This is a genomic window from Aeromonas sp. 1805 (assembly GCF_013085525.1).
GTDB lineage: Bacteria > Pseudomonadota > Gammaproteobacteria > Enterobacterales > Aeromonadaceae > Aeromonas > Aeromonas hydrophila.
In genome coordinates this window covers 1,874,696-1,897,100 of the sequence record NZ_CP038515.1, presented here as the reverse complement: position 1 = coordinate 1,897,100, position 22,405 = coordinate 1,874,696, and the positions used below count along the sequence as shown (strand labels likewise).

The window sequence follows — 22,405 nt, the reverse complement described above, 5'->3', positions numbered from 1 at the left end:
CAACATCCATGTGGCTTCATCGTATCAGCCAACCTCGAAGCGCGCCTATGGACGAAGATCCCGCTTCTGGAATTAAGCGGGCGAGCATACCCAAACCGGTACGAGAACACCAAGCCCCGGGCGGGGTGACGGCCAAAAAATGACGGATGACGGGAGGAAACTCAGCGCACTGGCTGAACGGCGGGCAGAAAAATGGTCCCACAAAGGGGACCAAAAGAAACACTCATATCAAAACTAACACTCTGTGCTACTGACAAAAAAACAGATACAGGAGTATTGAACACACGGTGAGTCAAACCGCACGGCTACTCTAGCCACTTCAGATAAGCTGGACAATTGTCATTTATGACAGGTCAGCGATTGAATCTTCAGCAGTCGATTTTATAAAACCATTATTTATCAGCAGATTATAAATCTGCTGCACAAGTGTGATCGCCTCCGCTCAAATCGATGCAGCTAATGCACTATGATGATGCCTCTCATATGCATCCCATTCGTTCATCAGGCAGGTATCCCTTGCGACCCATCTCCCCCCTCTGGCTCACCCTGTTGCTGTTCTGCCTGCCCCTGCTGGCCAGCCTGCCCCTCAGCCAGTTGCTCGGCAGCCCGCTGGCCCACCAGCTGCTGCAGGAGAAGAAGACGGAGATCGAAGCCGCCCTGGCGGAACGCCATCGGGCGCTGGATGAGAGCATCCGCAGCCAGCTGACCCAGTTTCGCTTCGACTGCGGCGAGCAGGACATGGCGCTGCTGCGGGATCCCCGCTTCTACAACAGCCACATCCGCATCCAGGGGATCATGCTCACCGCCGGTGGCGGCTGCTCCAGCCTGGGGGTGGACCTGCCCTTCACCCCGGCCGAACTGCCGCCCTACCCCAATCAGGAGCAGTTCGGGATCGCCGCCACCATGGCCCGCTTTCACACCGAGCAGGAGCTGGTCGCCTACTACCGCACCGGCGGCAACATCGTCTACTGGGTGCTGAGCAACAGCTGGAGCCACGCCCTGCTGCAGTACCCCTGCCGCAACTGCTTCTATCTGGAGTTCAGCCAGCAGCAGCCGGGAGTCGCCAGCCCGACCTTCCCTCGCGGCGACAGCGCCATCAAGCAGGAAACCGGCAGCCAGAGCCTCAGCCTCAGTTTTCTCGATCCCAATGAGCAGATCCGGCAAACCCTGTGGGCGGGCGAGGCGCTCGAGCGCTACGCCCAGCAGCAGGCCCGCCACTACGGGCTCTGGGGTGGTGCGGCGGTCGGGGCCCTGCTGGTCGCCGCCTACTGGGGGCTGCGCAACTACCGGCGCTCGCTCAAGGGGTTGCTGCAGGCCGGGCTGGCACGGCGCGAGTTCGTGCCCTTCTATCAACCCGTGGTCGACAGCCGCAGCCAGCAGGTGGTGGGCTTCGAGGCGCTGCTGCGCTGGCAGCGGGGCGGCGGCCTGATCCCGCCCGGCGCCTTCATCGACTATGCAGAGGAGCAACAGCTGATCCTGCCGATGACCAGCCAGCTGCTGGAAAAGGTGATCGCGGACCTGCCCAGACTCGCCCCCGGCCAGTGGGTCAGCGTCAACATAGTGGCCGCCCACCTCGAGTACCCGCACCTGCGCAACCTGCTGCTGCTGCACGGCTGGCCCTCCCCCGCCCAGCTCACCTTCGAGCTGACCGAGCGCAAGCCCATCACCGACATCGAGACCGCGATCGCCGAGATCGGCGCCCTGCAGCAGCAGGGCTACCACTTCAAGCTGGATGATTTCGGCACCGGTTACGGCGGCTTCGCCTACCTGCAGCGGCTCGGCATCCGCCAGATCAAGATCGACAAGATGTTCGTCGACACCATAGGCACCGACGACCTCAAGCGCAGCGTGCTGGATGCCACCATCGCCTTCGGCCGCGAATCGGGCATGGAGATGATTGCCGAAGGGGTCGAGCGTCAGTCTCAAGTGGATTACCTGGGCCAACGTGGCGTGCACCTGATCCAGGGCTATGTCTATGCACAACCCATGGCGCTGACCAAGCTGAAGATCTGGCTGCTGGCCTGGTATCAGAACCACATGGGCGAGCGGTGAGTCACGCTGCCGAGGCCGGTCGCTCATATCTTGCAACAAAATGAGCAACAAAATGATTTTCCCTTGAGCGGACAACTCCCTTTATCATGAACAGGCGCGCCACCTCGTGTGGCGCCGCCACCCTGTTCCTTACCCGTCGGCTCACGCCGCCCTGATGATGAGAACCATTGCCTATGAAGTCATTTATCCGGCAAGAGATTGCCCTGCCCGTTGGCCTGCTGACCCTGCTCTTTTTCAAGACGCTCGGCAGCGACCTGCTGACAGAGGCCACTCCGCTCGGGATTTATCTTCCTGTCTCGGCGGTGCTGCTTGCCATCGTCACCTGGGCCATCTTCTCGGTGGTGCGCCACTCGGATGCCCTTGCCATCAAGCTTGGCGAGCCTTTTGGCACCCTGATCCTCACCCTGTCGGTCATTTCGCTGGAAGTGGTGATGATCTCCTCGGTCATGCTGACCGGCGAACCCAATCCGGTGATGGCCCGCGACACCATGTTTGCCGTGGTGATGCTGGTGACCAACGGCCTGGTGGGCTTCACCCTGCTGTTCGGCGGCTGGCGCTACCACACCCAGAGCTTCAATCTGGACGGGGTCAAATCCTATCTGGTGGCCATCATTCCGCTGGCGCTGCTCTGCCTGGTGCTGCCCAACTTCACCGAAGGGGGCAACATCGGCAGCATGTCGAGCGCCATGTCCTGGATGCTCATCATCATCTCGGTGCTGCTCTACGGCGTCTTCCTCCTGATCCAGACCCGCAGCCACAGCCACTTCTTCATCGACAGCGATCACGAAGATTACGAAGAGCACCACGGCCCGCTGCAGAGCAACGTCTACCACACCCTGTTGCTGCTCGCCTATCTGGTGGTGGTGATCCTGCTGGCCAAGACCCTCGCCATTCCCATCAACCACGGGGTCAAGGTACTGGCGGCGCCGCCGGCTCTGGGTGGCTTCATCGTCGCCTGTATCGTGCTGGCACCCGAGGCGGTCGGCGCCATCAAGGCGGCCTTCAACAATCAGCTGCAGCGGGCCATGAACCTCTACTTCGGCTCGGTACTGGCCACCATCGCCCTCACCGTGCCTGCGGTGCTGTTCATCGGCGCCATGCTGGGACAAGAAGTTCGCCTGGGCCTCTCCGCCGCCGACATGGTGCTGCTGTTTACCACCCTCATGGTGTGCAAGGTGACCTTCAGCAGCGGCCGCACCAATGTGCTGCACGGGGCCACTCACCTGGTGCTGTTCGTGGTGTACCTGTTCCTGATGTTCGAGCACGAATAACCGCGTTCAAGCAACGTCAGAAACGCAAAGACCGCCCTATTGGGCGGTCTTTTGTTATCTGCTCCGGGATCTCACGGACGCCAGAGAAGCGGCTTCCCCCTCATCCCCTACCCTTCTCCCACCAGGGAAGAAGGGGGAGCAAGGCTTACAGGCTCGGCAGCACGCCGGCCGGGAGCAGGTCGTTGTAGCTGGCGCGGCCCAGCAGGGCGGCGGCCGCCTCGATGTCCGGCGCGAAGTACCTGTCCTTGTCGTAGAAGCTGACCTCTTCCCGCAGCCGGCCCTTGGCCAGCTCGATGAGCTCGGTGCTGCGCAGGGGAGCACGGAAATCCAGCCCTTGCGCCGCCGCCAGCAGTTCCACTGCCAGAATGCCGCGGGTGTTCTCGGCCATGTCTGCCAAACGGCGACCGGCGAAGGTGGCCATGGAGACGTGATCCTCCTGGTTGGCGGAGGTGGGCAGGCTGTCCACCGAGGCCGGATGGGCCAGCGTCTTGTTCTCGGAGGCGAGCGCCGCCGAGGTGACCTGGGCGATCATGAAACCGGAGTTGACGCCGCCGTTGTTGACCAGGAAGGCCGGCAGACCGGACATGCGCGAGTCGATCAGCAGCGCCATGCGCCGCTCGGACAGGGAACCTATCTCGGCGATGGCCAGCGCCAGGTTGTCGGCGGCGAAGGCCACGGGTTCTGCGTGGAAGTTGCCGCCGGAGAGGATGTCTTCATCCTCGGCAAACACCAGCGGGTTGTCGGAGACCGCGTTGGCCTCGCACACCAGCACCTCGGCCGCCTGGCGGATCTGGGTCAGGCAGGCCCCCATCACCTGCGGCTGGCAGCGCAGGGAGTAGGGATCCTGCACCTTCTCGCAGTTGTGATGAGACATGCCGATCTCGCTGCCATCCACCAGCAGGTGGCGGTAGCAGGCGGCCGCGTCAATCTGGCCACGCTGACCGCGCACCGCATGGATGCGGGCATCGAACGGCCGGCGGCTGCCAAGGGCGGCCTCCACACTCATGGCGCCGATGGTGATGGCACCGGCGTAGAGATCCTCGGCGTGGAACAAGCCTTCCAGCGCAAAGGCGGTACTCGCCTGGGTGCCGTTGAGCAGAGCCAGCCCCTCTTTCGGTGCCAGCGCGATGGGCTCCAGCCCGGCAATCTTCAGGGCCGTGGCGGCGTCGATCAGCTCGCCAGCGTGGCGGGCCTTGCCCTCCCCGATCAGCAGGCAACTCATGTGGGCCAGCGGCGCCAGATCGCCAGAGGCACCGACGGAGCCCTTCTTCGGCACCACCGGGTAGACTTCAGCGTTGATCAGCCGCATCAGGGCCTCCAGCACCACCAGCCGGATGCCGGAGAAGCCGCGCGCCAGCGAGTTGAGCTTGAGCACCATCATCAGCCGCACGGTGGCGTCATCCATGTACTCGCCAATCCCTGCTGCGTGGGACAGCACGATGGAGCGCTGCAACTCGTCCAGCTGCTCCACCGGAATGCGGGTGTTGGCCAACAGGCCAAAGCCGGTATTGATGCCGTACACCACCCGGTTTTGCTCGATCACCTTGGTGACCACGGCGGCGGAGGCGTGGATCCCCGCCAGGGCAGCGGGATCCAGTGAAACGTGTACCGGCTCGCGGCTGACGCGGCGCAGGGTGGCAAGATCCAGCTCGCCCGGGGTAATAGTCAATTCAAACATGGTGTTACACCTTTCCTTTGACACCGTTGGCGCCGTCAATCATCGGCAGATCCAGTTTCGCCTCGTGGGCACAGTTGATGGCAATCTCGTAGCCCGCATCCGCATGGCGCATCACCCCGGTAGACGGGTCGTTGCGCAGCACCCGACCGACGCGCTTGGCGGCGTCATCGGAGCCATCACAGACGATCACCACGCCGGAGTGCTGGGAGAAGCCCATGCCGACCCCGCCACCGTGGTGCAGGGAGACCCAGGTCGCGCCGCCGGCCGTGTTGAGCAGGGCGTTGAGCAGCGGCCAGTCGGAGACGGCATCGGAGCCATCCATCATCGACTCGGTCTCGCGGTTCGGGCTCGCCACCGAGCCGGAATCCAGGTGATCGCGGCCGATGACGATGGGGGCTTTCAGCTCGCCATTCTTGACCATCTCGTTGAAGGCCAGGCCGAGACGCACCCGATCCTTGACCCCGACCCAGCAGATCCGCGCCGGCAGGCCCTGGAAGGCGATGCGCTCGCGAGCCATGTCGAGCCAGTTGTGCAGGTGAGGATCATCGGGGATCAGCTCCTTCACCTTCTGGTCGGTCTTGTAGATATCTTCCGGATCGCCGGAGAGCGCCACCCAGCGGAACGGGCCAATGCCCTCGCAGAACAGCGGGCGAATGTAGGCCGGGACGAAGCCGGGGAAGTCGAAGGCGTTTTCCACCCCCTCCTCCAGCGCCATCTGGCGGATGTTGTTGCCGTAATCCAGGGTGGCGGCACCGCGGCTTTGCAGGGTCAGCATGGCTTCTACCTGACGAGCCATGGAGTGGCGAGCGGCGACGTTCACCTCCTGGGGCGCGGATTTTTGCAGCGCGCGCCACTGGGCCACGCTCCAGCCCTGGGGCAGGTAGCCGTGCACCGGGTCGTGGGCAGAGGTCTGGTCCGTCACCACGTCCGGGGTGATGCCACGAGCCACCAGCTCGGCGAACACGTCGGCGGCGTTGCCGAGCAGGCCGACCGAGACGGCGCTGCCGCTCTGCCTGGCCTCTTCGATCATGGCCAGCGCCTCATCCAGGCTGTGGGCCTTCTTGTCGACGTAGCGAGTACGCAGACGAAAATCGATGCGGGTCTCGTCGCACTCAACGGCGATCATCGAGAAGCCGGCCATAGTAGCGGCCAGCGGCTGGGCGCCGCCCATGCCACCCAGACCACCAGTGAGGATCCAGCGCCCCTTGGGCTCGCCGTTGAAGTGCTGGTTGGCCACCGCGAAGAAGGTCTCGTAGGTGCCCTGCACGATCCCCTGGGTACCTATGTAGATCCAGGAGCCGGCGGTCATCTGGCCGTACATCATCAGGCCCTTCTTATCGAGCTCGTTGAAGTGCTCCCAGTTGGCCCAGTGCGGCACCAGGTTGGAGTTGGCGATGAGCACCCGGGGTGCGTCCTTGTGGGTCTGGAACACCCCGACCGGCTTGCCGGATTGCACCAGCAGAGTCTGATCCTCCTCCAGCCGGGTCAGTACCTCGACGATCTTGTCGAAGCAGGCCCAGTTGCGGGCGGCGCGGCCGATGCCGCCATACACCACCAGCGACTGGGGATGCTCGGCCACCTCGGGATCCAGGTTGTTCATCAGCATCCGCAGCGGCGCTTCGGTGAGCCAGCTCTTGGCGGTCAGCTTGGTGCCGCGCGGGGCGCGGATCACGCGATTGGGATCGTGGCGGGGATCCTGGTGTTGCTGGGACATATACACTCCTTGTTTATCGATGCAGCAGGGTGGCGGCCGGCCGGTGGCAGACCGCTACTTGGTTAACTGATGGACCAGCCGCGCAGCCACGCGAGCACTGCGGTTGTCCTGATCCAGACTCGGGTTGTACTCGGCCAGATCGGCGAGCCGCAGCTTGCCGCTGGCCCGGATATGGGCAATCAGGGGTTCGATGACCGCCAGCTCGACGCCGCGGGCGGCGGGGGCGCTCACTCCCGGCATCACGGCCGCCGGCAGCACGTCGAGATCGATGGTCAAATAGAGGTGATCGCAGCGGGCGATGAAGGCATCCAGCCCGCTGAGCAAGGCCGGCTGTTCGGCCGGCGTCATCGCCTCGTCCAGCACGTGCCACACTCCCAGCGCCTCGGCGCGCGCGAACAGCGCCTGGGTATTGGCGGTCTCGGCCACCCCGAGGCAGGCGTAGGTAAAGGGCGTGCCCTGGGCGGCGCACTGCTCGGCAATCTGGAAGAAGGGGGTGCCGGAGCTCGCCTGCTCCAGCTTCATGCGCAGGTCGAAATGGGCGTCGAAGTTGATGATGCCGACCCGGCCACGACCAGCCAAATGACGATTGAGGCCGCTCCAGCTGCCGAAGGCCACCTCGTGGCCACCGCCCAATACCAGCGGGAAGTGCCCCTCGTCCAGCAAGCGGGCCACCCGTTCGGCCAGGCGGCCGTGGGCGGCATCGAGATCGCCATCCTCGCAGTTCACGTCACCGCTGTCATAGACGGGCTGGCCCAGATGCCAGGCAGTGTTGGCCAGCAGCTTGCGCACCGCCAGCGGTGCACCGGCGGCCCCTACCCGCCCCTTGTTGCGGCGCACCCCCTCGTCACAGGCAAAACCCACCAGGGCTACACCCGGGGCGGCGTGGCCTGCTTGTGGCCAGGGTTGTACCTTGTCGTGCCAGCGCAGGGCCAGCTCGCCATCTTCCGGATCCTGACGCCCCTGCCAGACCGACATGTCGACCGGGTTGAACTTATCCATGGAGCGTCTCCTCGCCGTTGACCACCCGGCTCACCAGCTGATCGACGCCGATGAGGTAGCTGAGCTCGGCCGGATGACCGCAGTTCCAGACCAGAAAGTCCGCCAGCATGCCGACCCTGAGCTGCCCCAGCTGCTCCTGCTCGCCAAGTGCCCGGGCGGCGTGGCGGGTCACCCCGGCCATGGCCTCCACTGGGGTGAGGCCGAACAGGGTGCAGGCCATGTTCATGGCCATCCGCAGCGAGACGATGGGGGCCGTGCCGGGGTTGATGTCGGAGGAGACCGCCATCGGCACCCCCGCCTTGCGCAGCGCGGCGACCGGCGGCAGCTTGGTCTCCTTGAGGAAGTAGAAGGCGGTGGGCAGCAGGGTGGCCACCACGCCGCGATGGGCCAGCGCCTGGATCCCCTCCGGATCCAAGTACTCCAGATGATCCACCGAGAGGGCGCCGAAGTTGGCGGCCAGCGTGCTGCCGCCCAGGTTGGAAAGCTGATCCATGTGCCCTTTCACCGCCAGACCATATTGATCTGCCGCCAGATAGACCTGTTCGGTCTGGGCCAGCGAGAAGCCGATGTGTTCACAGAAGACGTCCACCGCATCGGCCAGGCCCGCCTCGGCGGCGGCCGGGATGATCTCCTGACAGATGGTCTCGACCCAGGAGTCGGGATCGTCGCGATACTCCGGCGGCACCGCATGGGCCGCCAGCAGGGTGGTCTTGACCCGGATCGGCAGCGCCTCCCCCAGTCGGCGGGCGACCCGCAGCATCTTGAGCTCATCCGTCAGGGTGAGGCCGTAGCCGGACTTGATCTCCACCGTGGTGACCCCTTCCCGGATCAGGGATTTCACCCTCGGCAGCGCCAGCTCGAACAGCTGCTCCTCGCAGGCCGCGCGGGTGGCGCGCACCGTGCTGATGATGCCGCCGCCCTTGCGGGCGATCTCCGCATAGGGCACCCCTTTCTGGCGCAGTTCGAACTCTTCGGCGCGGCTGCCGGCGAAGATGAGGTGGGTGTGGCAATCGATGAGGCCGGGGGTGACCAGCTTGCCCTTCATATCCTGCCAATGGGCGGGATAGGGGCCCTTGAGATCCTGCATCGGCACCAGGGCGTGGATCCGCCCCTCGTGAACGCCGAGGGCATGGGGTTCCAGCAGACCGTAGTCGGCCAGATCGGAGCGCAGGGTGGCGGGTGTCACGTTGAGCCAGACCCGCTCGCAGTTCAACAGTTCCTTGTTCATACCGACCTCTAAATGTATATACATTAACTTATATCCGATCTCTGACAGGAAAGAAAGGATCAAGTTCACATCTTGATAACAGCGTGTTCATTAGAGTTTAAACACAAAAAAGCCCGCCAGAGGCGGGCTTGGTCAAAAAGAATATGTATATACAATCAACTGAGGCTGGTCTTGGAGCTCAACTTGTAGCGGGAGCCAGGCGACAGCAAACGGGCATAGGAGACCAGATAACCGTCGGACCAGGTACGCCGATGCAACAGCAGGCAGGGGGTGTCGACCCGCACCTGCAACAAGCCCGCCTCGCCGGCGCTCGGCAGCACCGCCTCCACCACGTGCTCCATCTCGGAGAGGGGGCAGACCTCCATCAGATAGCGGTTGGGGGTCTGGCTGGCAAAATCCTGCTCACCGTACTGTGGCAACCGCTCGGCATCGACGAAGCGCTCTTCCAGTTGCAGCGGCTCGCCATCGGCCTGATGGACGATGAGACTGTGGAAGATGGGAGCGCCAACCCGCAGGCCCAGCTGCACCGCCACCTTCTCGTCGGCGGCCTGACGCTGCAGCCGGATCACCCGGCCGCTGTACTCGCTGCCCCGCTCGGCGATCTCGTCGGCGATGTTGCGAATGGCCAGCAGCGGCGATTCAGTGCGCCTGTCCGCCACGAAGCTGCCGGAGCCGGCGGTGCGCACCAGCCAGCCCTCGGCCACCAGCTCGCGCAGTGCCTTGTTGACCGTCATCCGGCTCACGGCGAACTGCTCGCACAGGGCGGCCTCTGTCGGGATCCGATCGCCCGCCTGATAGTGGCGTTCGCGGATCCCGTCCAGGATATGCTGCTTGATCTGCAGATAGAGGGCCGGTGCCAACGAGATGCTCCTCAGCGACGGCGGTGGGGCGGACGCATGTCCGGCCAGGCGCGATAGACGTCCGGGATCTGCTCGGGCCCGCTGATGCAGAGATCGAGATCGTGCAGCAGACCGTCCTTGATGCCGTAGATCCAGCCGTGTACCGCCAGCTCCTGCCCCTTGCGCCAGGCGTTCTGGATGATGGTGGTGTGGCAGACGTTGGCCACCTGCTCGGCCACGTTCAGCTCGCACAGGTAGTCGAAGCGCTCGTGCTCATCCTCGATGGCATCCAGCTGCTCGCGATACTTGAAGTAGACATCCTTGATGTTGCGCAGCCAGTTGTCGATGAGCCCCAGCTCCTGGTTCTGCATCGCCGCCTTGACGCCGCCGCAGCCGTAGTGGCCGCAGACGATGATGTGCTTCACCTTGAGTACCTCGACCGCGTATTGCAGCACCGAGAGGCAGTTGAAGTCGGTGTGTACCACCAGGTTGGCGACGTTGCGGTGGACGAACACGTCTCCCGGCAGCAGCCCCATCAGCTGGTTGGCGGGTACCCGGCTGTCGGAGCAGCCGATCCAGAGATATTCGGGGGCCTGCTGGGCGGAGAGGGTAGCAAAGAATTCGGGATCCTCGGCCTTGATCCGTTCCGCCCACTCGCGGTTGTTGGTAAACAAGTCGTTCAAGAGTTTCACTATCTGCTCTCCCTACTGTGGCAGTGGCGGCAACATACCATACACAAGGGTAACCAAGGCAAGGCCGACCAGATCCCCATCAAACAAAAACAGGGCCATCAGGCCCTGTTTTTATGGGAGGAAGCATCAGGCTTCCATGGCATCTTTCAGCTTCTTGAGGGCGTTTTTCTCAAGCTGACGCACCCGCTCAGCGGAGACGCCGTAGGTATCGGCCAGCTCCTGCAGGGTGGTCTTGCTGTCATCGTCGAGCCAGCGGGCACGGATGATATGCTGGCTGCGCTCGTCCAGCGTAGCCAGAGCCGAGCTCAGGCGACGGGTCGCGTGATCGTCCCAGTTGTCGTTTTCGATGGTAGCGGCCAGATCGGAGGATTTGTCCTCCAGATAGTGAACCGGCGCAAAACCGCCCTCTTCTTCATCATCGCCGACCAGATCGAACGCCTGATCGTAGTTGCTCATGCGCGCTTCCATCTCGGTGACGTCGGCGGCGGAGACGCCGAGGTCGGCGGCCACGGCCTGCACCTCTTCGTGGTTCAGCCAGCCCAGACGTTTCTTGGATTTGCGCAGATTGAAGAACAGCTTGCGCTGGGCCTTGGTGGTTGCCACCTTGACCATGCGCCAGTTGCGCAGAACGTATTCGTGAATTTCGGCCTTGATCCAGTGCACGGCAAAGGAGACCAGGCGCACGCCGACACTCGGGTCGAAGCGCTTGACCGCCTTCATCAGGCCGATGTTGCCTTCCTGCACCAGGTCGGCCTGGGGCAGACCGTAGCCGGCATAACTCTTGGCGACATGAACGACAAAGCGCAGGTGCGACATAACGAGCTGACGGGCAGCCTCGAGATCGCCACCCTGCTGCAAACGCTCAGCCAGTTCACGCTCTTCCTCTGCGCTCAGCACCGGAATCGAGTTTACTGCCTGGATATAGCCTTCCAGACTACCTTGCGGAATCAGAGCCATAGTGCGCTGCAATGAAGTTCCCATGTTCTACCTCTTACTTTTCAATCGAATCAGTCTAACACCCTGAGAGGGCCTGTCTACTGACCGGACGCCATTCTGCGGCCTGCATCAAACATGCTGAACATGTTTGAACCGGGGTTATCTTAGGCCGGCAGGATGAATCATGAATGAACAGTCAAAAAAAGGGGGTCACAATAAAGGACCCCCGAAAAGTAGCATGCTAAGTCCATTGTTGCGGAGCTCGCAACCTTCACATGCTTGCCAAGTCAGACGAGCAAGGCATAGGGGCCACACCCGTATAAATTCTTCAGCATTTGTAGACTGCTTATAAATCAGAAGGTTCACAGGATCCAGAGAAGATCCCGAAGATCGGCAATGTTCAGATTACTCCCAGAACGGCGGCCGTGCCAGAAACGGCCACTCTTTTACTTGATCCAGGTCGCAAAATCCAGCGCTTTAAAACGCTGATAAATTAATCAGGACGGTTCGATGTCGCGAATGTGACGATGGACCGAAAACCAGGAGGCGATCAGCCCCAGCAAGGCGCCCAGCAGGATCAGGTTGATCCCGTCCACCGCCCCCATCCCCACCAGCCGGAAGTTGCTGTTGTAGAGGCCAGCCAGCTCCTTCACCACCCCTTCGCTCCAGATCACCATCACCTCGGTCAACCACCAGGCCAGCATGCCGCCGATGACCCCGAACCAGATGCCGGTATAAAGGAAGGGACGATGAATGAAGGCATCGGTCGCCCCCACCAGCTTCAGCACCTCGATCTCGGAACGCTGGTTGAGAATATTCAACCTGAGCGTGTTGCCGACGATCAGCAGCACGGCAGAGAGCAGCAGCACCGCGATGCCGGTGATGGTGTGGCGCAGCAGGTTCATGATCCCCTGCAGCCGGGTCAGCCACTGCAGATCTAGCTTGCCCTGTTCCACCCCGTCTTCGTTGTTGAGCTTGTTGAGCAGCTCGGCCGCCCCTTCCGGGTTCTGCCAGCGCGGATCCGGGATCACGCTCAGCACCGGTGGCAGCGGATTGCTGTCGAGGTAGTCGAGCGCATCGCCAAACCCGGAGATCTCGCGAAACTCCTTGAGCGCCTCATCCCGGCTCATGTAGGTGACCGACTCCACCTCCGGGTAGAGCAGGATCCGCTGTTTCATGTCGAGGATGTTCTGCTCGGGCAGATCCTTGCGCAGATAGAGGGAGATCTGGGAGCTGGTCTGCCAGCTGCCCTCCACCACCTCGGCGTTTTTCAGCAGTACGTGGAAGCAGGAGGGCAACGCCAGGCTGACCCCCAGCACCGCCAGCGTCATCAGCGAGGCGAGCGGGTTGCGCCACAGCTCCCCCAGGCTGGAAAAAGCCTGCCGGGCGTGGTCGACCCAGTACATCATGAAGCGCCGTAGCGGTGGCTGTTTATGGCGAACGATAGCCATCAGAGCTCCTCCCCTGCCGAATACATGCGACCCGCCTTGAGGGTCAGGGTGCGATAGCGCATGCGGGCGATCAGCCCCAGATCGTGGGTAGCAATCAGCACCGAGACGCCGAAGCGGTTGAACTCCTCGAACAGTCGCATGATGTCCATGGAGAGCTGGGGATCCAGGTTGCCGGTCGGCTCATCCGCCAGCAGCAGCGGCGGCTTGTTGACGATGGCACGGGCGATGCCGACCCGCTGCTGTTCCCCGCCGGAGAGCATGCGCGGCTGGTAGCGTTCCTTGCCGAGCAGCCCCACCTTGTCGAGCGCCGCCGCCACCCGTTTGTTGATGTCCGCATGGCTGTAGCCGTCGATCACCAGCGGCAACGCCACGTTGTCGAACACGGTGCGGTCCATCAGCAGTCGGTGATCCTGGAAGATCATGCCGATCTGGCGGCGCACGTAGGGGATCTCCCCCCGCTTGATATGGCTGACGTCGTCGCCATGAAAGAAAACACGGCCATCAGTCGGCCGTTCCATCACGCTGATGAGCTTGAGGAGGGTACTCTTGCCTGCACCCGAGTGCCCGGTCAGAAAGGCCATCTCCCCCTTGCGCAGGTGAAAACTGACCTTCTGCAGCGCCTGATGGCCGCCGCTGTAGACCTTGCTGACCTTGTCAAAACGGATCATAACGGTTCCCTGACAGTGACCAACCCCGACCGGGGTCGGGGTTGGGGGCGCACGACTCGCGGCGCCCGAGCTTGCTCATCGCGAAGGAGATCACTCCTCGCGACTGAAAAGCGCCTCGATGAAGTCGTTGGCGACGAACGGACGCAGATCGTCGATCCCCTCGCCCACCCCGATGTAGCGGATCGGGATCTGGAACTTGTCGGCCACCGCGAAGATGACGCCGCCCTTGGCCGTGCCGTCCAGCTTGGTGAGGGTGATGCCGGTCAGGCCCACCGCCTCGCTGAACAGCTTGGCCTGGCTCAGGGCGTTCTGGCCGGTGCCTGCATCCAGAGTCAGCATGATCTCGTGGGGCGCCGCATCGTCCAGCTTCTTCATCACCCGCACCACCTTCTTGAGCTCTTCCATCAGGTTGCTCTTGTTCTGCAGGCGGCCGGCGGTGTCGGCGATCAATACGTCGGCGCCGCGGGAGCGGGCAGCCTCGATGGCGTCATAGATGACGGAGGCGGAGTCGGCGCCGGTATGCTGGGCAATCACCGGAATGTTGTTGCGCTGGCCCCACACCTGCAGCTGCTCGACGGCGGCGGCACGGAAGGTATCGCCGGCGGCCAGCATCACGCTCTTGCCCTCGGCCTGGAACTGCTTGGCCAGCTTGCCGATGGTGGTGGTCTTGCCGACGCCGTTCACGCCCACCATCAGGATCACATAAGGCTTCTTGCTGGTGTCGATCACCAGCGGTTGCTCGACCTTGGCCAGCATTTCGCCCATGTCCTGCTTGAGCAGGCCGTAGAGCGCCTCGGCATCCTTGAGCTGCTTGCGATCCGCGTGCTGCACCAACCCTTCGATAATGCGGCTGGTGGTATCGACACCGAGATCGGCGGTCAGCAGCTGGGTCTCCAGCTCCTCGAACAGCTCGTCGTCGATTTTCTTGCCACGGAACAGGCCGAAGAAACCGGAACCGATATTCTCCCGGGTGCGCACCAGACTGCGCTTGAGGCGGGCGAAGAAGCCCTCCCGCTGCGGCTTCTCCTGGGTGTCGTCGTCCACCTTGGCGGCCAGCGGCAGAGCGGCCAGGGCAGCGGCCTCAGCCTCCATCGCGGCGACCAGGCGCAGATCTTCCGCTCGCTGGGCCTCTTTGGCGAGACGGGCTTCCTCGGCAGCCTGCGCTTCGGCGGCAATACGGGCCTCTTCTACGGCACGAACTTCGGCAGCAATACGGGCCTCTTCTGCGGCGCGGACTTCGGCAGCAATACGAGCTTCTTCTGCGGCACGGGCTTCGGCAGCAATACGAGCCTCTTCCACGGCGCGGGCTTCGGCAGCAATGCGAGCCTCTTCCACGGCGCGGGCTTCGGCAGCAATGCGGGCTTCTTCTGCGGCGCGGGCTTCGGCGGCAAGACGAGCCTCTTCCGTGGCACGGGCTTCGGCAGCAATGCGAGCCTCTTCTGCAGCGCGGGCTTCGGCAGCAATGCGGGCTTCTTCTGCGGCGCGGGCCTCAGCGGCAATACGTGCCTCTTCTGCGGCACGGGCCTCAGCGGCAATGCGGGCTTCTTCTGCGGCGCGGGCCTCAGCGGCAATACGTGCCTCTTCTGCGGCGCGGGCCTCAGCGGCAATGCGAGTCTCTTCTGCAGAGCGAGCCTCGGCGGCAATACGAACTTCTTGCGCAGCCTTGAGCTCGGCAGCAACACGGGCAGCCTCTTGCGCCTGCGCTTCGGCAGCGGCACGTTCCTCTTCAGCCAGCAGGGCTTCATTGACGATCACCGGCTCCAGATCGGAGGCACACTCCTCCACCACCAGCGGACCATGGTCGTCCAGCTCGGCAGGCGGGCAGCAATCATCGTGCAAAACGGAATTCTGTGCGCTGGCGGGCACTTCAGCCGCCACGGCTGGCGTAGGATCGGAAACGGGAGCGGGGGCAGCAGCGACCTCGGGCTCAGCGGTAATCGGGGTGGCTTGCGGTGTCTGTGGTTGGACAGCCTCAGCCTCTTCTTTCTTGCGGCCGAAACCCAGCCAGGAAAACAAACCTTTTGCCATCTAAAAATACTCACATCAAAGGCTGACTGCTAAGATAGCCGTCCCTCGGCGGGTCGGCATAAAAATGAACCGCCTTATACTACCACTTTATTTTCTGACGACGAAACGCGATGCCCAGAGTGAAATCCAGCCGTAACGGCCCGAGCAAGAGCCTAGCCCAGCAGGGGAAATCGGGCTTTGTAAGAATCATCAGCGGTCAGTGGCGAGGCCGCAAACTGCCGGTCAGGGATGTGGAAGGACTCAGACCCACCACGGATCGCGTCAAGGAGACCATCTTCAACTGGCTGGCTCCGCATGTCCGTGGCACCCGCTGTCTGGATCTGTTCGCCGGCAGCGGCGGCCTGGGGCTGGAGGCGCTGTCGCGCTATGCCGAGCAGGTCACCCTGATCGAGATGGACAAGGGCGCCGCCGACCAGATCAAGAAGAACCTGACCACCCTCGGCAGCAGCCAGGGTCAGGTGATCCAGTCCGATGCCGTCAGCTGGCTGCAGGGGCCGGCCACGCCGTTCGATCTGGTGTTTCTGGATCCCCCTTTTCGCCGCGAGCTGCTGCCTCAGGTGTGCGAGCTGCTGGAGCAACGCGGCTGGCTGGCGCCGGACGCCCTCATCTATCTGGAGCGGGAGAAGGAGATGGCCGATCTGCCGCTGCCGGCCAGCTGGCAACTACTCAAAGACAAACAGGCAGGCCAAGTCTGCTATCAACTCTATCTGCGGGAGGTAAACGATGAAGCGGGTGTTTAATCTGTTGGCGATGGGCCTCATCCTGTTCTTCTGGTTCGGCGTGCTGGTCAGCCTGATCGCCCCGTTGCCGGGCAAGCTCAACGGCTTTCTGCCGGTGTGCGGCGTGATCGTGGCCCTGATGCACTGGGTGCAGGCCAGCATGGTCAAGGCAGCCTGCAAGCCCTACTTCGCGATGAGCCGGCTCGAGTTCACCCAGGTGCTGGTATTCGGGGTGTTCGGCATGGTGGAGATCCGCGCCAGGCTGCAGGCCATCGTCGATGCCAAACAGCACGGCACAGACAACAAAGCCGGGTGATCCCGGCTCTGTCATGGTGGTTCAGGAAGGAGTGCTGGTCACTCCTTCTCTTTTTTCCCCACGCTGATGCCGAGCTTGATGGAGAGCACGGCCAGCAGCAGCAACATCATGATCAGCGAGAAGAAGTTGCTGCCAAGCTCGGGGTACTGCACCTTGACCAGCGCCGAGTGGCCGAACACGCCGATGAAGAAGCAGAGCAGCATGCAAACGGGTGTGTTGCCATCCAGCGAGACATGACGATAGTGCTGGTAGAGCTGATAGGCAGCCAGCATCAGGGCGATCATCGGGAAGAAGGAGAAGGGCACGGCCGACTCCGACAAGACCGTCAGAGAGGCATCACCACAGATGCCGATGAGCAGGGCCAGCAGCAGGGGTTTCTTCGGGATCGGGTTCTGATCATGCATGGAGCTGTCCATCCTTTGACTTAAGAGAGAGGTGCACGGCGCTTCTGGTTCTGGACCTCGGCGCCCATGGCGATCATGCGCAGCTGACGGATGGTGCGATCGGACAGGGCCCGGCACTCCTCGCTGGTCATGTCGAGGGCATCGGCACCGGCGCTGAAGACGATGGTCACCATGGCTTCGGCCTGGATGTAGGCCTCTTCCCGCGGTGCCCCCATAGTGGCCTCGAGGTAATCGGTCAGCTCGGCGATGAAGTGCTGGATCTCCCGCGCCACCGCCTGCCGAAATGCCGCCGAGGTGCCGGAGCGCTCGCGCAGCAGCAGCCGGAAGATGTTCGGATTGTTCTCGACGAACTCCATGAAGGTCTGCACCGAGGTGCTGATGACGCTGCCGCCCCCGGCGATGCGCTGGCGCGCCTGGCGCATCAGCTGGCGCAAGGTCAGGCCGCCTTCATCCACCAGGGTCAGTCCCAGCTCCTCCATGTCGCGAAAGTGACGATAGAAGGAGGTGGGCGCGATGCCGGCCTCCCGTGCCACTTCCCGCAGGCTGAGGTTGGAAAAACTGCGGTTGGCGCACAGTTGGCTGAACGCCGCCTCGATCAGAGTACGCCGGGTTTTTTCTTTTTGTTGCGCGCGAATACCCACGAAAACAGTCACCTTCAGGTTATCGAGGCCAAATGATAACCCGAAGGCTGCGCCAGGATCAGGTTTGTCTCCTACTTTTTTACCATTGACCCGAATTCTGGCTGCATGGAGAATGGCGCACAGCTGTTCGCTGAAAGGAACCGAGTGAGATGGAACGCCCCCCGATCATCATGACCAACACCCTGCTGTTTGCCCTCTCCGGGCTGACCGCACTGATCGCCGTGCCCTGGTACGGCATGACCCATGGCTATGACCTCTGGCAGTGGGGCAGCTTCCTGCTGCTGTTCTGCTATTGCGGCATCTCCATTACCGCAGGCTACCACCGGCTCTGGTCCCACAAGGCCTACAAGGCCCACCCTATCCTGCAGTGGATCTTCGCCATCGGCGGTGCCCTCGCCCTGCAAAACTCGGCCCTGCATTGGTCTTCCGACCATCGCCGCCACCATCGCCACGTGGATGACAACCAGCAGGATCCCTACAGTGCAGGACGCGGTTTCTGGTACTCCCACATCGGCTGGATGTTGCGCGAATACCAGGGCGACACCTATCACGACTACAGCAATGTGCGGGATCTGCAGAGCAACCCCATCGTCGTTTTCCAGCACAAGCACTATCTGGCGCTGACCCTGGCCACCAACATCGGCATCCCGCTGCTGCTGGGGCTCGTCCACGGCGATCTGCTCGGTATGTTGCTGCTGGCCGGGGTGCTGCGCATGGTGATGACTCATCACACCACCTTCTTCATCAACTCGCTGGCCCACATCTGGGGCAGCCAGCCCTTCACCGACCGCAACAGCGCACGGGACAACGGCATCCTGGCCTTCTTCACCTTCGGCGAGGGTTACCACAACTTTCACCACCTGTTCGAGAACGATTATCGCAACGGCATCCACTGGTGGCAGTTCGATCCCACCAAGTGGCTGATCCGCAGTGCCTCCTGGTGCGGGCTGACCCGGGATCTGCGCGCCTGTCCGGAAGAGCGGATCGAGCAGGCCAGGCTGGAGATGCAGCTGAAACGGGCCCAGGCCAAGCTGCGCAAGCAGGATGACAGGGAGCTGTGGCAGGCCCTGCTGCAGGAGGAGTACGACAAGCTGAACCAGCAGTTGCAGCACTACTACGCCAGCCGCAAACGCCTGCTGGAGCAGCGCAAGCGCAAGGCGCTGGCCCGCTACGACCAACTGAAGCTGCAGCTGGAGTATCGCAACCTGCACGATGCCTTCATCGCCGCCAAACGCAACTGGAGCCGACTGCTGGCAGGCATCGCCTGACCCTGGAACGTTGGACTGAACAAAGAAAAAGACCGCCGATTGGCGGTCTTTTTCTGGGCACGACTCAGCCAGCGAGCCATAAAAAATGGGGTGACACTCGCATGTCACCCCCTCGCAAATAGCATGTTCCATATTGGAATCCGGTCCTGTCGGGTACTGCCCCTGTTTCCTGAGTTTCCGCTACCCATCTGAAGCAGGTGCCTGCTGGAGCAATCCAGTCGGCCAGTTCCCTTCACGACCCTCTTCCGCACGGCGGTAAGCCACCGTGTTGTCCTTGCAGTTGAAATATTACGCAGATAAATAAAATAAAAAACCGTTTTATGCGCCCATGTATGCAAGCCGCAACCCTTCATGGAACTTCAGTCAGAAAACAATTCGATTAAAAACAATACGATAAACCAGTTCATCGCCATAGGATGGCAAACGTTATCCTCGAAGGCGCACAAGGCTTTGCGAGATCTCGCACACGCTCGGCCCGCTCACAACCAGCGCTGCAGCGGCAACCAGTCACTGACCCTGGCCAGCAGGCGGCGCAGGGTGGAGGGCGGGGCCGCCACCGAGTGGGAAGAGCGTTGCTGCCAGGTCGCCAGCCACTGCTGCAACTCGGCGCACAGCGCGGGACAAGCCAGATGCAGCACCAGCTCGGTGTTGAGCAGCAGAGAGCGCGGATCCAGATTGAAGCTGCCGAGCAGCGCCTCCTCCTCCCCCACCAGGATCAGCTTGGCGTGCAGACTGAGCGACTCCCCCTCCAGCTCCGACAGTGCAATGCCCTGCCGTATCAGCCAGGGGCGGTGACGGCGGTAGGCGCCGTACACCAGCGGCACATCCGTGCTGGCCAGGGAGTTGGTCAGGATGTCAATGTTCACCCCCGCCTGCCGCTGCTGTCTGAGCCGGCGGCGCAGCCCCCGGGTCAGGATGAGATAAGGGGTGACCAGACTCAGCGTGCCTTGGTTGTCGGCCAGCTTGCGCCAGAGCAGGCGTGCGGTGGTGGGCCGAGACACCAGCCCCTTGCCGGGTCGATCAAACCATACTTCTGCCTCTCCGGCATGCCAGCGCAGGGGAACAGGTTCGGGATCAAACAGGCGGGCGGGCAGATCATAGACGGCCGCCACCTGCGGCTCGTTCATCGTCAGCAGAAAGTCGTTCACCACCTGCACCTCGGCCCGTTGCAACGGGCGCCGCAGCAGACGGCGGATCGGGTGGCTCCAGCGGCTGCGCCAGAATTGATCGAAACCCTGCTCTGCCTGCTGGCAGAGCGGGCCGCGGCAGGCGAGATCCAGATCGACGAACTGGGGCGCCCCACCGAGCCCGAAGTAACGGTCCCCGATGTTGCGACCGCCGATCACCGCCTGGCGGCCATCCACCAGCAACAGCTTGTTGTGCATGCGGTGATTGATGCGGCGAAAGCTGAGCAGCCCTTCCAGCAGCAGGGTCAGCGGTCGCCAGCCGCGCAGCCAGAAGGGATTGAACAGGCGCACCTCGATACCCGGCTGATGGGCCACCATCTCCAGGAAACGGTTGTCGCCGGCATAGAGGTCATCGATGAGCAACTGCACCCGCACCCCGCGCCGGGCGGCATGCAGCAGCTCCGCCAGCAACAGCTTGCCGCTGCTGTCCTCCTCCCAGCTGTAGTATTGGGCCTGGATCCGGCTTCTGGCGCCGCGGATCAGCTGGCAGCGCAGTTTGAGTGCCAGCTCGGGCTGGTCTATCAGGGCGAATTCAGCGGGGATCATGGCGTCATCCGCCTGTCATGAGGAAATGGCATAACGCTGGCTAAGGGCCTCGTAGCAACAGGATGAAGGAATTTACCATGGAACTCACGGATCGCCCCGCCATCAGTCACAGACCGCAGGCCAGTGAGCCGGATCCCTCGCCGAGTGGCCAGCTGGCCCCTTGGTATCTGCAGCATAAGGATCAGGCCTGGCAGCCCTTCGCCCCGCCCGCCCAACCGCACTAGCAGGACGTCAGGGCTGGGCCACCGCCTCGATGGCGGCCGCCTTGCCCTCCAGCTGGGGCAGGCTGAAGCGGTAGGCCACATAGTACTTGTAGATGGTGCTCACATAGTTGATGGGCCCCTGGCCCACCTCGTTGGCCACCAGCTGCTCCACGTTGCCGAACCAGACATTCGGATCCAGCCCGGCGGCCTCGGCCTTGGCCCTGAGCGCCTGCACCCGGTTCGGGCCGGCATTGTAGGCCGCCAGCGCAAACAGGTGGCGGTTGAGCACATCCAGTTTGGGATCATTGAAATAGGTGTCGAGGATCAACCGCATATAGCGGCAAGCCGCCTCCACATTGCCCTCCAGGCTGGCAAGCCGGGCACCGCGAATGCCCACCTCGCCGCCGGTGCTCGGCAACAGCTGCATGATCCCCACCGCTCCCCGTTCGGAACGGATATTGGCATTGAGGCCAGACTCCTTGTAAGCCAGCGCCGCCAGCATCAGCCAGTCCAGCCGGTACTTGTCGGCCTGCTGCTCCAGCACCTTGCGGATGGTCGACAGCCTGCCCAGCGGATCCGGCGCCAATATGTTGCTCATCTGGTCGTTGCGCGCCAGCAGACGGCGCAGAGCCATGTCGCTGTAAAGGGTGCGCTTGCCGGCATCGGCCAGATAGTCGTTGACCGCCTTGAGCAGTTCGGGAGTGTTGTTGCGCAGGGCCCAGGCGCTGCGGCCGTTGTCCCGCAGCGGGATCAGCTTGTGGGCTCGCAGCCCGCTGATCATGCCGAGCCAGATCCGCCCCTTGAAGCTGTCGGTCACGGTGAGCGGTATGATGCCGGCCGCCACCATCTCCAGCAGATCCCCGTCCTGCAGATATTCAGGCACCGTCTCGATATAGATGGGCGGCAGCCCCAGCTCGCGAAACAGCCAGTTGAGCTGGCGCAGGCTCTCGTAATAACTGGAGCTGGCCCGCACCCAGACCCGCCGGCCGGAGAGCTGGGTGATGCGGTTGAAGGTCGGCAGGCTGTGCTGGCTCACCACCCACTCTTCGATGGGAGCGATCACCGGGTTGGAGAAGGTCACCTGTTCGCGCCGGGTCGGCGTCACCGTCATGTTGGCGGCCACCAGATCCCCCCGTCCTTCGGTGAGGTAGTCCAGCAGCTTGTCCTGGCGTACCGGGATATAGATGATCTTGAGTTTGATCTTCTCTTTGACCAGGTAGGTCTGATTCAGCCAGCGCTCGAACCCCTGCAGCTGGTTGACCAGGATGCCGTGCTGGGCCCCCTTGTCGAAGAAGAAGAAACCCCGCTCATAGACCACCAGAGCCCTGAGTTCTTTCTTTTGCAATATGCTGGCGAGATCCCCGGGCTGGGGTAGCCGTTGCGGCTTGAGATCCGCCGCCTGCAGCGGCAGCGCACACAGAGCGAGCAGACCCCACAACCAGCGCAGCCTCATGATGCAAGCGCCTGCGGTTGCTTCGCTGCGAGCGAGATCCCGTCAAACGGGTGGCAAATAAAGGTGGGGAAAATGGCGAAGAGCCAGCGCTGAACCATGATGAGATCGCCTT

Annotated in this window: 20 protein-coding genes; 6 read left to right on the top strand and 14 right to left on the bottom strand. The window is 62.7% G+C overall.

Annotation, left to right across the window (positions count from 1 at the left end):
- Positions 1–516: 516 nt before the first annotated feature.
- Together E5E96_RS09055 and E5E96_RS09050 are read left to right on the top strand one after the other, a co-directional pair.
- Complete coding sequence (locus tag E5E96_RS09055; RefSeq protein WP_171281968.1) at positions 517–2,052, top strand: EAL domain-containing protein; 1,536 nt, start codon at positions 517–519, stop codon at positions 2,050–2,052.
- 173 nt (positions 2,053–2,225) lie between these two features.
- A complete protein-coding gene (locus E5E96_RS09050) occupies positions 2,226–3,323 on the top strand; it encodes a calcium:proton antiporter (protein WP_017408799.1) in 1,098 nt (365 codons plus the stop codon).
- Positions 3,324–3,468: 145 nt separating this feature from the next.
- On the opposite strand, the gene hutH is transcribed toward E5E96_RS09050, so the two are convergent.
- The 10 genes from hutH to ftsY all read right to left on the bottom strand — a co-directional run bounded on the left by hutH (position 3,469) and on the right by ftsY (position 15,556).
- Entirely contained in the window at positions 3,469–5,001 is a 1,533-nt protein-coding gene (gene hutH / locus E5E96_RS09045) for a histidine ammonia-lyase (protein ID WP_011704356.1), read from the bottom strand.
- A 4-nt stretch (positions 5,002–5,005) separates the two neighbouring features.
- Positions 5,006–6,715 (bottom strand): urocanate hydratase, encoded by a 1,710-nt coding sequence (gene hutU, locus E5E96_RS09040; protein ID WP_171281967.1) that lies wholly within the window; start codon positions 6,713–6,715, stop codon positions 5,006–5,008.
- A gap of 54 nt (positions 6,716–6,769) precedes the next feature.
- Positions 6,770–7,714, bottom strand: coding sequence for a formimidoylglutamase (gene hutG / locus E5E96_RS09035; protein WP_171281966.1), 945 nt, complete (start codon positions 7,712–7,714; stop codon positions 6,770–6,772).
- Entirely contained in the window at positions 7,707–8,942 is a 1,236-nt protein-coding gene (gene hutI / locus E5E96_RS09030; protein WP_171281965.1) for an imidazolonepropionase, read from the bottom strand. Before hutI ends, hutG begins: the two co-directional genes overlap by 8 nt.
- A gap of 155 nt (positions 8,943–9,097) precedes the next feature.
- On the bottom strand, positions 9,098–9,802 hold the full coding sequence (hutC, locus tag E5E96_RS09025; protein WP_011704352.1) for a histidine utilization repressor: 705 nt from the start codon (positions 9,800–9,802) through the stop codon (positions 9,098–9,100).
- Between the two features lie 11 nt (positions 9,803–9,813).
- Positions 9,814–10,473, bottom strand: coding sequence for a carbonate dehydratase (gene can / locus E5E96_RS09020; protein ID WP_005308055.1), 660 nt, complete (start codon positions 10,471–10,473; stop codon positions 9,814–9,816).
- 126 nt (positions 10,474–10,599) lie between these two features.
- Positions 10,600–11,454 (bottom strand): RNA polymerase sigma factor RpoH, encoded by an 855-nt coding sequence (gene rpoH, locus E5E96_RS09015; protein WP_016349143.1) that lies wholly within the window; start codon positions 11,452–11,454, stop codon positions 10,600–10,602.
- A gap of 452 nt (positions 11,455–11,906) precedes the next feature.
- On the bottom strand, positions 11,907–12,860 hold the full coding sequence (gene ftsX, locus E5E96_RS09010; protein WP_011704350.1) for a permease-like cell division protein FtsX: 954 nt from the start codon (positions 12,858–12,860) through the stop codon (positions 11,907–11,909).
- A complete protein-coding gene (ftsE, locus tag E5E96_RS09005) occupies positions 12,860–13,528 on the bottom strand; it encodes a cell division ATP-binding protein FtsE (protein WP_011704349.1) in 669 nt (222 codons plus the stop codon). Before ftsE ends, ftsX begins: the two co-directional genes overlap by 1 nt.
- A 90-nt stretch (positions 13,529–13,618) precedes the next feature.
- A complete protein-coding gene (gene ftsY, locus E5E96_RS09000; RefSeq protein ID WP_171281964.1) occupies positions 13,619–15,556 on the bottom strand; it encodes a signal recognition particle-docking protein FtsY in 1,938 nt (645 codons plus the stop codon).
- A gap of 110 nt (positions 15,557–15,666) precedes the next feature.
- Between ftsY and rsmD the strand changes: the two genes are divergently transcribed.
- Both rsmD and E5E96_RS08990 read left to right on the top strand, forming a co-directional pair.
- Positions 15,667–16,296, top strand: coding sequence for a 16S rRNA (guanine(966)-N(2))-methyltransferase RsmD (gene rsmD / locus E5E96_RS08995; RefSeq protein ID WP_171281963.1), 630 nt, complete (start codon positions 15,667–15,669; stop codon positions 16,294–16,296).
- The gene (locus tag E5E96_RS08990; RefSeq protein ID WP_171281962.1) at positions 16,280–16,591 is read left to right on the top strand and encodes a DUF1145 domain-containing protein; all 312 of its coding nucleotides are present in this window, start codon (positions 16,280–16,282) and stop codon (positions 16,589–16,591) included. Before rsmD ends, E5E96_RS08990 begins: the two co-directional genes overlap by 17 nt.
- 38 nt (positions 16,592–16,629) lie before the next feature.
- On the opposite strand, the gene E5E96_RS08985 is transcribed toward E5E96_RS08990, so the two are convergent.
- Both E5E96_RS08985 and fabR read right to left on the bottom strand, forming a co-directional pair.
- Positions 16,630–16,995, bottom strand: coding sequence for a YijD family membrane protein (locus E5E96_RS08985; RefSeq protein WP_171281961.1), 366 nt, complete (start codon positions 16,993–16,995; stop codon positions 16,630–16,632).
- Positions 16,996–17,015: 20 nt separating this feature from the next.
- Positions 17,016–17,636, bottom strand: a complete 621-nt coding sequence (gene fabR, locus E5E96_RS08980; RefSeq protein ID WP_171281960.1) for an HTH-type transcriptional repressor FabR — start codon at positions 17,634–17,636, stop codon at positions 17,016–17,018.
- A gap of 149 nt (positions 17,637–17,785) precedes the next feature.
- On the opposite strand from fabR, the gene E5E96_RS08975 reads away from it, so the two are divergent.
- Entirely contained in the window at positions 17,786–18,904 is a 1,119-nt protein-coding gene (locus E5E96_RS08975) for a fatty acid desaturase (RefSeq protein WP_171281959.1), read from the top strand.
- A 479-nt stretch (positions 18,905–19,383) separates the two neighbouring features.
- On the opposite strand, the gene E5E96_RS08970 is transcribed toward E5E96_RS08975, so the two are convergent.
- On the bottom strand, positions 19,384–20,637 hold the full coding sequence (locus E5E96_RS08970; RefSeq protein ID WP_171281958.1) for a phospholipase D family protein: 1,254 nt from the start codon (positions 20,635–20,637) through the stop codon (positions 19,384–19,386).
- 77 nt (positions 20,638–20,714) lie between these two features.
- Between E5E96_RS08970 and E5E96_RS08965 the strand changes: the two genes are divergently transcribed.
- Complete coding sequence (locus tag E5E96_RS08965; RefSeq protein WP_168755950.1) at positions 20,715–20,861, top strand: hypothetical protein; 147 nt, start codon at positions 20,715–20,717, stop codon at positions 20,859–20,861.
- Positions 20,862–20,868: 7 nt separating this feature from the next.
- On the opposite strand, the gene E5E96_RS08960 is transcribed toward E5E96_RS08965, so the two are convergent.
- Positions 20,869–22,293 (bottom strand): lytic transglycosylase F, encoded by a 1,425-nt coding sequence (locus tag E5E96_RS08960; protein WP_171281957.1) that lies wholly within the window; start codon positions 22,291–22,293, stop codon positions 20,869–20,871.
- Positions 22,294–22,405: the final 112 nt, after the last annotated feature.